General features: G+C 70.5%; 1 protein-coding gene. It reads left to right on the top strand.

Annotated features, from left to right (window positions below; translation table 11 throughout):
- Nucleotides 1-14,141, top strand: a 14,141-nt coding sequence (locus tag NRB56_RS37910; RefSeq protein ID WP_153349207.1) for a non-ribosomal peptide synthetase, incomplete at both ends; no start/stop codon positions are given.

The raw sequence follows: 14,141 nt of genomic DNA, 5'->3' as shown, positions 1-14,141 counted from the left end.
CGCGGCGCGGTTGGATCGGATTCTGGCGGCGGTGGTCGCGGATCCGGAGGCGCCGGTGGGTGATATCGATGTGTTGTCCGGTGCGGAACACGCGCGGGTGCTGACCCAGTGGAACGACACCCATCATCCGCTGCCCGGCGCGGTGCAGGTCACGGACGTGGCAGCGGCCCCGGCCAGCGCAGCGTGGCGGAATACGGCAGCGGCCCCGGGCATCCCGGCCGAGCCGGACATGGCGGCGGCTTTCTCCGCCTTCCGCGCCGGTGACGGGCGGACCGGTCGATCGGGACTGCTGCCCCACACGCTGGTGTCGCTGTTCGAGCGGCAGGCCGCCGCGACCCCGGACGCTGTGGCGCTGGTGTTCGATGGCGAGCAACTGACTTACGCGGAGTTCGGTGCGCGGGTGCATCGGCTGGCGCGGCGGCTGGCCGCTACCGGTATCGGACCGGAATCGCTTGTCGCCGTGGCGATCCGGCGGTCAATTGACCTCTTGGTCGCAATATACGCGACGCTGGAGGCCGGCGGCGGGTATGTGCCGATCGACCCCGACCAGCCGGCCGACCGCATCGACTACATCCTCCAGACGGCGGCACCGGCATGCGTGCTGACCACCGATGCCGACCTGTCCTCGGTGCCGCACCTCGAGATCGCCCTACAGCACGACACTGTGCTCGTGATCGACGACCTCCACATGTCGGCCTGGCCGTCCGGAGCCCTCGCCGCGACGGAACGGATTGTCCCGCTTCGAGATTCGAATACCGCGTACGTCATGTTCACGTCGGGGTCGACCGGCCGGCCGAAGGGCGTGGCCGTCACCCATGCGGCGATCGTGAACCGCCTGCTGTGGATGCAGCACGAGTACCCGCTCACCGGCGCCGACGTGGTGCTCCAGAAGACCCCCGCCACCTTCGACGTGTCGGTGTGGGAGTTGTTCTGGCCCTTGCAGACCGGCGCGCGACTGGTGATCGCGCGGCCCGACGGGCACCGGGATCCGGTGTACCTGGCCCGGGTCATCGCCGAACACGGCGTCACCACAGCGCATTTCGTGCCCTCCATGCTGCCGGCTTTCGTGTCGGCCGTCGAGGCGGTCGCCGCCCCGCACGGCGACGCACCGACCGCCGCCGTGCGGGGCGGCGATCGCGGCCACGCCGCTGACCTCGGTCCGGCCCGGTCGACAATGCCGATGCACGCCGCTCCCGGCGACGCGCAGACACCCGATGACAGCGGGAATCCGGCTGCGGCCGATCATCGGATCGACGCCACGGACCCGCCTCCAGCCGACAGCGGCTCGTCGCCGGGTTCCGCCACGGATCTCTCCGGGTCCGATTCGGATGCGGCGATCGGGTTCACCCCCGGTGCCGGCCCACAGGATTCACGGGTCGATCGGATCAGGCCCGCGCTGCGGCAGGTGTTCGCCTCCGGTGAGGCCTTGCCCGCGGTGACCGCGCAGCGGCTGCGGGCGGCGACCGGTGCGCGGCTGCACAATCTGTACGGTCCGACCGAGGCGGCGGTCGACGTCACCTCGCACGAGGTCGTCGACGGGGATACCGTCGCGGTGCCGATCGGCCGGCCGGTGTGGAACACCCGGGTGTACGTGCTCGACGCGCGATTGCATCCGGTGCCGCCCGGGGTGCCGGGCGAATTGTATCTGGCGGGTGCGCAGTTGGCGCGCGGCTACCTGGGCCGGGCGGATCTGTCGGCGGACCGGTTCGTGGCCGACCCGTTCGGCGAGTCCGGTGCGCGGATGTACCGCACCGGCGATCTCGTCGCCTGGACCACCACCGGCGAACTGAACTATTTGGGCCGCACCGACTTCCAGGTGAAGCTGCGCGGCCTGCGGATCGAGCTGGGCGAGATCGAGGCGGCCCTGCTCGCGCAGCCCGGGATCGCGCAATCGGTGGTCGTCGTGCACCACGACACCCACGCCGGTGACCGGCTCACCGGGTACGTCGTGCCCGAGCCCGGCGCCGTCGTCGCGCTCGACAGCGTGAAAGCGGCGCTGGCGCAGTCACTTCCGCAGTACATGGTCCCGGTCGCGATCCTCGCCCTGGACGAGTTCCCGCTCAGCGCGTCCGGCAAGCTGGACCGGAAGGCGTTGCCGGCGCCGGTGTTCGAACCACGCCGATTCCGGGCGCCGTCGACACCGGCCGAAGCCGTGGTCGCGGAGATCTTCGCGGAGTTGCTCGGTGCGGCACGGGTCGGCGCCGACGACGACTTCTTCGAACTGGGCGGCAACTCCCTGATCGCGACCCAGGTCGTCGCCCGGCTGTCGGCCGCACTGCGGATCGATGTGGGTGTGCGAACCGTATTCGAGGCGCCGACCGTCGCCGCGCTCGCCGCACACGCGAGCGCCCGGCCCGGTACGGCGGCCCGGCCACCGCTGGCGCCGCAGGAGCGAATCGAACGGGCACCGCTGTCGCCCGCGCAGCAGCGGATCTGGTTCCTCAACCGATTCGACTCCGCCGCACCGACCTACAACCTGCCGTTCGCCGTCCGGCTGCGAGGCGCGCTCGACGTCGACGCGCTGCGCGCCGCGTTGCGGGACGTCATCGACCGGCAGCAGGTGCTGCGGACCGTCTTCCCGGATTCGCCGGAGGGCGCGTGGCAGCACGTGCTCCCCACCGGCGAGGTGGACCTCGATCTCGCCGTGCGCGACGTCTCCCCCGCCGAATTGCCCGGTGCGCTGACCGCATTCGCCGGGATCGGGTTCGACGTGACGCGCGAGGCGCCGCTGCGTGCGCGGATCATCCGGCTCGCCGACGACGATCATGTCGTCGCCCTCGTCCTGCATCACATTGCGGCGGACGGCTTCTCGTTCGGCCCGCTGGCGGCCGATCTGGCCGCCGCGTACACCGCGCGTGCCGCCGGGCAGGCACCGGATCGGCAGCCCTTGCCGGTCCAGTATCGCGACTACAGCATCTGGCAGCGCGCGCTGCTCGGGGACGAATCCGACCCGCACTCGCTCGCGGCGCGCGACATCGCCTTCTGGCGTGACACTCTCGCCGGACTGCCCGAGGAACTGAACCTGCCGACGGCACGCACCCGGCCCGATCGGCTCACCGACACCGGCGGCAGCGTGGCCTTCACCGTGCCCGCCGGGCTGCACCGCGATCTGACCGACAGCGCGCGCACACACGGTGTTTCGATGTTCATGCTGATACACGCCGCGCTGTCGGCGCTGCTGGCCCGGCTGTCCGGCGACGACGACATCGCCGTCGGCGTCCCGGTCGCCGGTCGCGGTGAGCCGGAGCTCGATCCGCTCGTGGGCATGTTCGTCAACACGCTCGTGCTGCGCGCGCGGGTGGACCGCGGTGAATCCTTCGCCGCGTTGCTGTCCCGGGTGCGCACCACGGACCTCGCGGCGTTCGCCCACGCCACGGTGCCCTTCGAGCGATTGGTGGAGGTGCTCGCGCCGGCCCGGTCCCGGGCCCGGCATCCGCTGTTCCAGGTGGCGCTGTCCATGCAGCCGCTGCCCGCCACCGACCTCGAACTGCCCGGCTTGACGGTATCCGCCGGTGAGATACCGGTCGACATCGCGAAATTCGATCTGCAATGGACACTCACCGAAAGTTTCGGCGCGGCAGGCGAACCCGACGGGATCGCCGCAACCGTCCGGTACGCCGCCGACCTGTTCGACGCGCCGGCCGCCACCGAGTTGGCCGATCGCTTCACCCGGTTGCTCACCGCCGCCGTGGCGGCCCCGCACACCCCGGTCGGCGACCTGCCACTGCTGTCGGGGGCCGAATACGCCGCGCTGACACAGCGTTCCGGCGGTCCGGTGGCCCGCACGGGCCTGCTGCCGGACCTGCTCGCCGCCGCCGCGCGCACGGCGCCGGACCGGGTCGCGACGTGCTGCGCCGACGGCGCGGTGACCTACCGGGAACTCGACGAACGGTCCAGCCGCTGGGCGCGGCTGCTGATCGACCGCGGCGTCGGGCCGGACGACATCGTGGCCGTGGGCATTCCGCGCTCGCGGGACTCCGTGGCCGCCGTCTGGGCCGTCGCCAAGACCGGCGCGGCCTGGCTGCCGATCGATCCGACCCACCCCGCCGACCGCATCGCGCACATGGTCGCCGACTCCGGCGCGGTCCTCGGGCTCACCGTGGACCGGGTACGCGCCGCACTCCCCGGCCCGATCAGCTGGCTGTCCCTCGACGACGACCGACTATCCGGCGCCGCAGCGCGATTCGCGGCCACCCCGCTCACCGACGCGGACCGCACCCGGCCGCTGCGGCCACATCATCTGGCGTACACGATCTACACCTCCGGCTCGACCGGTCTGCCCAAGGGCGTCCTGGTTACCCAGGCCGGACTCGTCGGCCTCGCCGACGAACAGACCGCCCGCTACTCGGGCCGCGCGGACGCCCGCATCCTGCACTTCGCGTCCCCGTCCTTCGACATCTCGGTCGCCGAACTGCTGCTCGCGGTGAACTCGGCCGCCACCCTCGTGATCGCCCCCGCCGGGTCCGTCGCCGGCCCCGAACTGACGGAACTGCTCCGGGCACAACGCGTCACGCACGCCCTGATGACACCGTCCACGGCCGGCTCGCTCGACCCGGCCACGCTGCCGGACCTGCGCACCATCGCGGTCGGCGGTGAGGCCTGCCCGCCGGATCTGCTGCGGCGCTGCGCGGAGGCCGGGGTCGACCTGATCAACGCCTACGGCCCCACGGAAACCACTGTGGTCGTGGACATCTCCGCACCGCTGCGGGCCGGGGACCCGATCGTCATCGGCGAACCGTTGCGCGGCGTCCGCGAATGGGTGCTGGACGAGCGGCTGCGACCGGTCCCGGCCGGGCTGGCCGGCGAACTGTACGTCGCCGGTGCGCAACTGGCGCGCGGCTACCACGGCCGCCCGGGCCTGACCGCGGACCGGTTCGTCGCCTGCCCGTGGGTGCGCGGCGAACGCATGTACCGCACCGGCGATCTGGTCCGGCGGACCCCGGGCGGGGCCCTGGAGTATCTGGGCCGCAACGACTTCCAGGTGAAGATCCGCGGTTTCCGGATCGAGCTCGGCGAGATCGAGGCAGTGCTGGCCGGATATCCCGGCGTGCGCCGGGCATTCGTGATCGTCCGCGCCGACACCCGGCGCGGTGACCATCTGATCGCCTACCTGGTACCGGAATCCGATCCGATCGACCTCGACGACCTGCGGGCGGTCGTGGCGGCGCGCCTGCCCGCCTACATGGTGCCCGCGGCGTTCGTCGTGCTCGACACGATTCCGTTGACCCCGAACGGGAAACTGGATCAGCGCGCGCTGCCCGCACCGGAGTACCGCACGCAGGCGTTCCGGGCGCCCGTCACGGCGGCCGAACGCGCGGTGGCGGAGGTGTTCACCGAGTTGCTCGGCGCCGACCGGGTCGGCGCCGACGACGACTTCTTCGCCCTCGGCGGCAACTCGCTGCTCGCCACCCGGGTGGTGGCGCGCCTCGGTGCCGCGCTCTCGGCCGATGTACCGGTCCGGTGGCTGTTCGAGGCGTCGACCGTGGCGGAGCTCGCGGCCCGGCTGGAGCCCGGAATCGGCGGGAGCGCACGCCGGATCGCGGTGGCCGGCGCGCGGCCGGAACGAGTTCCGCTGTCGCCCGCTCAGCAGCGGATGTGGTTCCTCAACCGGTACGACCCCTCGTCACCGGTCTACAACCTGCCACTGGCGCTGCGCCTCACCGGTGAACTCGACACCGCCGCACTGGAATCCGCGGTGCGCGACGTACTCGAGCGGCACGAGTCGCTGCGGACCCGATACCCCGAGGACCGCGACGGCGCCCACCAGGTGATCGTGCCCGCCGGGCAGGTCGCGCCGGATCTGCGGGTGCGGCCGATCGCCGAGGCCGGGCTCGCCGCCGCGATCACCGAATTCGCGACACCCGGATTCGATGTGGCGCAGCAGGTTCCGGTACGCATCGCGCTGTTCCGCCGCACCGGCGCCGCACCGGATGCGCCCGAGCACGTCCTCGTCCTGGTGGTGCACCACATCGCCGCCGACGGCTTCTCCCTGGGACCGCTCGCCCGCGACCTGACGACGGCGTACGCCGCCCGATCGTCCGGTACGGCACCGGACTGGACGCCGCTGCCCGTCCAGTACGCGGATTTCACGGTGTGGCAACGGGAACGGCTCGGCACCGAGGACGATCCGGAATCCCTCGCGGCCCGCCAGATCGAGCACTGGCGTCGCGTCCTCGACGGCATCCCCGACGAACTCGCGCTGCCCGCCGACCGGCCGCGACCGCCGGTCGCCACGCATCGCGGCGCCACCGTGCGCCGCACGCTCACGCCCGCGACCACCACGGCGCTGGGAGATACCGCGCGCCGCAACGGTTCCACGCTGTTCATGGTGCTGCACGCCGCGCTGGCCGTCCTGCTGAGCAAGTTGTCCGGCGGCGAGGACATCGTCGTCGGCACGCCGGTCGCCGGCCGCGGTGACGCCGTCCTCGACGGTGTGGTGGGCATGTTCGTCAACACCCTGGTCCTGCGCACCGCCGTGCGGCCGGGCGAATCGTTCGCGGAACTGCTCCAGCGAGTTCGTGTTTCCGATCTGACGGCCTTCGATCAGGCCGAGTTGCCGTTCGAACGCCTCGTGGACGTGCTGGCGCCGCGCCGCTCCCAGTCCCGCAACCCGCTGTTCCAGACCGTGCTGGCGTATCAGAACATCGACCACGGCACCCCGGCGCTGCCGGGCCTGACGGTCTCGCCCCTCGACCTCGAGGAGACGGCCGCACGGTTCGACCTCCAGTTCACGCTGTCCGACCTGCACCACGAAACCTCTTCCGGCGCAAACACTCCCGGCCTGGCGCTGGCACTGTCCTACGCGACCGATCTGTTCGACGCCGAGACGGCGGCACGGATCGCCGACCGGTGGACAAGGGTGCTCGAGACGATCGCGGCCGATCCCGCGGTCGCGGTCGGCGCGATCGACATCCTCGATGCCGCCGAACGCGCCGACCTGGTGGCGCGCCGCGGCCTGCCCGCCGCGCCCCCGCGCACCCTGCCGGATCTGTTCGGCGCCGCGGCCGCCGGCGACCCGGCCCGGCCGGCCGTGGTGTTCGAAGACCGGATGTGGTCCTGGGCCGAGCTCGACGCGCGATCGAACCGGCTGGCACGCAAGCTGATCCGCCACGGCATGGGCCCGGAGGACCTGGTGGCGGTCGCGGTGCCACGGTCGGATCTGTCGTATCTGGCGTTGTGCTCGGTCACCAAGTCGGGTGCGGCCTTCGTCCCGATCGATCCGACCTATCCCCCGGACCGGATCGCGCACATGGTCTCGGATTCCGGTGCCGCGCTGGGCATCACCGTGTCCGCCTCGCGACCCCACCTGCCGGATGCGATCGACTGGATCGTGCTCGACGAACTCGAGCTCGGCGAGTATTCCGCCGCCCCTGTCATTGATACGGAGCGTCGGCGGTCGCTGCGGCCACAGCATCCGGCCTACGTCATCTACACGTCGGGATCCACCGGCGTCCCCAAGGGCGTGGTGGTCCCGCACGCGGGCACGGTGAACTTCGCTGCCGAGCAGACCGCCCGCTACGGCCTCGATTCCGCTACGCGCGCACTACATTTCGCGTCACCCAGCTTCGACGCGTCCATTCTGGAATGCCTGCTCGCCGTCGCCGGCGGCGGCACGCTGGTGATCGTGCCACCGGAGGTCTACGGCGGCGGCGAACTCGCGGATCTGGTCCGCCGCGACGACGTGACGCACGCATTGCTGACCCCGTCGGTGCTCGCGACCCTCGATCCGGCCGCACTGACCGGCCTCCGGGTGATCATCGCCGGCGGCGAGGCGCTCCCGGCGAACCTGGTCGCGGCCTGGGCCGCCACCGCACGGGATTCGGGCCGGCGACTGTACAACGCCTACGGGCCCACCGAGACCACCGTCGCGAGCAACATCAGCGTCCCGCTGACGCCGGGCGACCGGGTGACCGTCGGCGGCCCGATCCGCGGCATGCGGTCGCTGGTCCTGGACAGCCGCCTACGGCCCGTCCCCGAAGGGGTAGCCGGTGAGCTGTACCTGTCCGGCGTCCAGCTCGCACGCGGGTACCACCGCCGGACCGGCCTGACCGCGGCGCGTTTCGTCGCCGACCCGTACGGCACCGGCGAACGCCTCTACCGCACGGGCGATCTCGTTCGCTGGACGCGCGACGGCGAACTCGAATACCTCGGCCGCAGCGACTTCCAGGTGAAGGTGCGCGGCTTCCGGGTGGAACTCGGTGAGATCGATGCGGCGCTGGCCGCGCACGACACCGTCGCCTTCGCCGTCACCGTCGGCCACGAGCAGTCGCCCGGATCCACCGCGCTGGTCTCGTATGTCGTTGCCGCCGAGAATACTTCGATCGACGTACCGGCCCTCACCGCATTCGCCGCACACCGGCTGCCCGGGTACATGGTGCCGACCGTGATCACCGTGCTCGATCGGATCCCCCGCACTCCGTCCGGCAAACTGGACCGGGCGGCGCTGCCCGCACCCGCCTTCGCGCCCACCGTGTTCCGGGCCCCCGAGACGATGGCCGAGCGGGCCGTGGCGACGACCGTCGCCGAGGTGCTCGGCCTGGACCGGGTCGGCCGCGACGACGACTTCTTCGCTCTCGGCGGCAATTCGCTGATCGCCACCCGGGTCGCGAGCCGGCTCGGCGCCGTCCTCTCCGTCGATGTACCGGTGCGGTGGCTGTTCGAGGCGCCGACCGTCGCGGCGCTCGCCACCCGGCTCGAATCGGAATCCACGCTCACCACCCGGATTCCGCTCACCGCCCGGCCACGCCCGGCCGCGATCACTCTGCCCGACGGCGAGGTCGCACCGTTGCTGCCGTTGTCGCCGGCGCAGCAGCGGATCTGGTTCCTGAACCGGCTCGACCGCAACAGCACCGCCGAGAATGTACCGCTGGTGCTGCGGCTCACCGGCGCCCTCGACCTCGCCGCCCTCACCGCCGCCGTGCGGGACGTCGTCGCGCGCCACGAGACGCTGCGCACGGTCTACCCGGAATACGGTGGTGCCGGCCGTCAGCGGGTGCTCCCGATGCCGGAAATCGATCTCGATCTCGTCGCGGAGCCGGTGATCGAGGCCGACCTTCCGGCGCGACTGAACGAGATGGTGCACACCGCGTTCGACGTCACCACCGAGGTCCCGGTGCGCGCCGGCCTGCTGCGGATCGACGGCGACCCGCATCGGCACCTGGTGGTGCTCGTGATGCACCACATCGGCACCGACGGTTTCTCGCTGCGCCCCATGGTGCGGGATGTGATGACCGCCTACACCGCTCGCCTGTCCGGCACCGAACCCGGCTGGGCTCCCCTCGCGGTGCAATACGCGGACTACGCCGTCTGGCAGCGTGAAGTTCTCGGCTCCGAACAGGACCCCGAATCCCTCGCCGCCCGCCGGATCGCGTACTGGACAAGGGAACTCGCGGACCTCCCCGCCGAACTCGGCCTCCCCTTCGACCGCCCCCGGTCCGCCGTCTCCTCGGATCGCGGTGCCGTGCACCGCTTCTCGATCGACGCGCCGATCGTGGAAGCGGCCGCCGCGCTCGCCACCACGCACGGCGCCAGCCTGTTCATGGTGATGCACTCGGCCTTCGCGGCGTTGCTCGCCCGGATGTCCGGCGGCAGCGACATCGTGATCGGAACTCCGGTCGCCGGTCGTGGGGACCGGGCGCTCGACGATCTGATCGGCATGTTCGTCAACACCGTGGTCCTGCGCACCGAAGTGCCCGGCGCGCAGTCGTTCCGCGCCCTGCTGCGCTCGGTCCGCACCGCCGACCTCGCCGCCTTCGAGCACGCAGACCTGCCGTTCGAGCGAATGGTCGAGATCCTCAACCCGATCCGCTCGCGCGCCCGGCATCCCCTGTTCCAGGTGATGTTGTCCTTCCAGAACGTCGAACAACCCGCCCTGGAACTGCCCGGACTGTCGGTCGCTCCCGTCGAACTGCCGGTGGATACCACGAAGTTCGATCTGCAACTGGTGCTGTCGGAGCCTGCCCCCGGTACGGACGCGACCGGCATGCTCGCCGAATTCGTCTACTCCACCGATCTTTTCGACGCCGCCACGGTGGCCGCATTGGCGCGGCGCCTGATCCGGCTGCTGGCGGCCGTGGTGGCCGATCCGGCCGCCCCCGTCGGCGATGTCGACCTGCTGGACGCCGGCGAACGCCGCACTCTGCTGACCGATCGGAACGCCACCGCCCGCGACCTCACCCCGGCCCTGCCCGGCTCGGCCGTACCGACGCTGGTGTCGTTGTTCGAGGCGCAGGTGGCGCGGAGTCCGCAGACGCTCGCGGTCACGTTCGAGGGGACGAGTCTGTCCTATGCCGAGTTCGCGGGGCGGGTGCGGCGGTTGGCGCGGTGGCTGATCGGGCAGGGTGTGGGGCCGGAATCGCTGGTGGCGCTGGGGATGCGGCGTTCGCTGGATCTGGTCGTGGGGATGTATGCGGTGTCGGCGGCCGGTGGTGCGTATGTGCCGCTGGATCCGGATCATCCGGCCGAGCGGATCCGCTACATTCTGGACACGGCGCGGCCGGTGTGTGTATTGACCTCGGGCACCGGGCTTTTCGGTGATCCGGCGGACGGCGATGACCTAGCCACGCCGGTGACGCCGACCGCAGCGGTGTCCGGATCGGCAACCCGCACGACCCCTCTCGACGAATCGACCGACCCGTCCGACGTCGTCGACTCCCCCGCGGCGGGAAGGCCGGTCGATGCGACCGGAGCAGCAGCAGCCGAATCCGCTGCGGCGAACACCGTGAATGCCGGGCCGAGCGACCCGGACCACGTCCGAGTCGATCTGCTCGACTTGTCGACGTATTCGGATGCGCCGCTGACAGATGCGGATCGGCGTGCGCCGCTGCATCCGTCGAACACCGCGTACGTGATCTTCACCTCCGGCTCGACCGGACGGCCCAAGGGCGTCGCGGTCGCGCACGCGGCGATCGTGAACCGTCTGGTGTGGATGCAGGCCGAGTACGGTCTCACCACCGGCGACGTGGTGTTGCAGAAGACCCCGGCGACGTTCGACGTGTCGGTGTGGGAGTTCTTCTGGCCCTTGCAGATCGGTGCTCGATTGGTCGTCGCGCGGCCGGACGGGCACCGGGATCCCGAATACCTGCTGCGTGTCATCTCGGCAGAGGGTGTGAGCACGGCGCATTTCGTGCCGTCCATGCTCGCGGTGTTCGTCGCCGCACTGGACGCCGCTCGTCCACCGGGCACGGCATCGACCGCGTCCATCGAGATCGGTTCGAGCGCAGGCGAATCACGGCCGTCGTTGCGGATGGTGTTCTCGTCCGGTGAGGCGCTGCCCGCCGCGACGGCGCAACGGATGCGCGCGTTGACCGGTGCGCGGGTGCACAACCTGTACGGTCCGACCGAAGCTGCCGTCGACGTCACCTATCACGAGGTTGGTGACAACGATCTGGTGAACGTCCCGATCGGGCGACCGGTGTTCAACACGCGGGTGTATGTGCTGGATGCGCGGTTGCGTCCGGTGCCGGTGGGTGTGGCCGGTGAGTTGTATCTGGCGGGTGCGCAGTTGGCGCGGGGGTATGTGGCGCGGCCGGATCTGACCGGGGATCGGTTCGTGGCGGATCCGTTCGCGGTCGGTGAGCGGATGTATCGCACCGGTGATCTGGTGGTGTGGTCCGGTGTGGGTGAGCTGGAGTATCTGGGGCGCACCGATTTCCAGGTCAAGGTGCGTGGGCTGCGGATCGAGCTGGGGGAGATCGAGGCGGAGTTGTCCGCGGCGGCCGGGGGCGCGCAGGCAGTGGTCGTGGTGCGCTCGGATGAGCGTCTCGGTGATCAGCTGGTGGGATACGTGGTGCCCGCCGATGACGCTGTGGTGGATGGGGACTCGCTGCGAGCGCAAGTGGCGCAACGGCTTCCGGCGTACATGGTGCCGGCGGCGGTGATGGTGCTGGAGGCGTTCCCGGTGAACGCGTCAGGGAAGTTGGACCGGCGGGAGTTGCCGGTGCCGTCGTTCGCGGCGGCGATGTTCCGTGCGCCGGCGACGATGGTGGAGCAGGCGGTCGCGCAGACCCTCGCCGAGGTTCTGGGCCTGAATGCCCCGGTCGGGTTGGACGACGACTTCTTCGCGTTGGGCGGTAACTCGCTGCTGGCGACCCAGGTCGCGGCGCGGTTGAGTGCCGCGCTGGAGACTCAGGTGCCGGTGCGCGTGTTGTTCGAGGTGTCGACGGTGGCGGGGCTGGCGGCCCGGTTGGAATCGCAGGCGGGGACCGGTGTGCGGGTTCCGTTGGTGGCGCGTGAGCGTCCGGCGGCGGTGACGCTGCCCGATGGCGGGTCGGCGGTGCTGGTGCCGTTGTCGCCTGCGCAGCAACGGATGTGGTTCCTCAACCGCTTCGACAACCGCAGCGCTGTTGACAACATCCCGATCGTGCTCCGGATCTCCGGCGATCTGAACGTGACCGCGCTGGCCGCAGCGCTACGGGATGTGGTGGCGCGCCACGAAACCCTGCGCACGATCTACCCGGAACTCGACGGAATCGGCTATCAACGCGTGCTCCCGATGTCCGATATCGAGCTGGAGCCGGTAGCCGAGCCGATCGGTGCGGACGAATTGCTCTCGCGGGCAACCGAAGTGGCGACATATCCGTTCGATGTGACCACGGATATCCCGTTCCGTGCCGCACTGTTCCGGGTGCGGGGCACCGAACCGGTGCATGTGGTGGTGCTGGTGTTGCATCACATTTCCGGTGACGGTTTCTCGTTGCGGCCGTTGTTGCGGGATGTGGTGGCTGCGTATGGTGCGCGGTCGGCCGGTGAGGTGCCGGTGTGGTCGGCGTTGCCGGTGCAGTATGCGGATTACGCGGTGTGGCAGCGGGAAATCTTGGGTTCGGTCGAGGATCCGGGTTCGCTGGCGGCGCGGCAGGTGTCGTATTGGGTGGATCGGCTGGCGGGGGTGCCGGAGCAGATCGAGTTGCCGGCGGATCGGCCGCGTCCGGAGGTGGCGTCGAATGCCGGTGCGGTGCATGTGTTCACCGTGGATGCGGGGTTGCATACGCGTCTGGCGGAGGTGGCGCAGGCGCGTGGGGTGACGTTGTTCATGGTGATGCATGCGGTGCTGGCGGTGTGGGCGGCCCGATTGTCCGGGGGCCGGGACATCGCGGTGGGGACGCCGATCGCCGGTCGTGGTGATCGTGCTTTGGATGATGTGGTGGGGATGTTCGTGAACACGCTGGTGTTGCGGACGGAGGTGTCGCCGGAGGAGTCGTTCGAGGGCCTGTTGGGGCGGGTGCGGGCGGTGGATGTGGCGGCGTTCGCGCATGCTGATGTGCCGTTCGAGCAGTTGGTGGATGTGGTGTCGCCGGTGCGGTCGCAGGCGCGGCATCCGTTGTTCCAGGTGGCGTTGACGTTCGAGGCGACCGGCGCCGGTGATGCGGCGGGAGTGGTGCTGCCGGGCCTGGAGCTCGCGGTGGTGGATGTGCCGGTGTCCACGGCGAAGTTCGATGTGCAGTTGACCGTGGGTGAGGATCCTGCCGGTGGGCTGGCGTTGTCGTGGAATTATGCGACGGATCTGTTCGATCCGGAGACGGTGACGGCGTTCTCGGCGCGGTTGCTGCGTATTCTGCGTGCGGTCGCCGACGACCCGTCGGTGATCGTCGGGGATATCGACCTGCTCGGCGAGGCCGAACGCCACGACGTCACCCAACGCTGGGTGACATCGGAAGAGTCTGCGCCACAGCCACTTACGGCCGAGTCGACGGATGCCGACGCGTATACGCGCGCCGAGACCCGGAACGAGTCGCCGGCCGATTCCGGCACCGACGAACGGACCGTAGCGGCGGCAGTCGCCGTCGGCCCGGCGAGCACGCTGGTGGAATGGTTCGATACCACACTGGCGGCTCACGGCGATCGGATCGCGCTTCGCTCCGGTGACGACGCGCTGACCTATCGCTCACTCGATGAACGTTCGAATCAGTTGGCGCGCAGGTTGATTGCGTTGGGTGCGGGTCCGGATGTTCTGGTGGCGGTGATCCTGCCGCGTTCGGCGGATTTGGTGGTGGCGTTGCTGGCGGTGATCAAGTCGGGTGCGGGGTATGTGCCGATCGATCCGTCGTATCCGGCCGACCGCATCGAGTACGTGCTCGACGATGCGCGCCCGGTGGCGGTGATCACCGACCGCAGTGTCGATGTCGTGCTGCCGGCGGGGTTGC

The organism is Nocardia aurantia (assembly GCF_009604425.1).
Lineage (GTDB): Bacteria > Actinomycetota > Actinomycetes > Mycobacteriales > Mycobacteriaceae > Nocardia > Nocardia aurantia.
The sequence above is the reverse complement of the archived record's forward strand: the minus strand, read 5'-3'. Positions and strand labels throughout refer to the sequence as shown.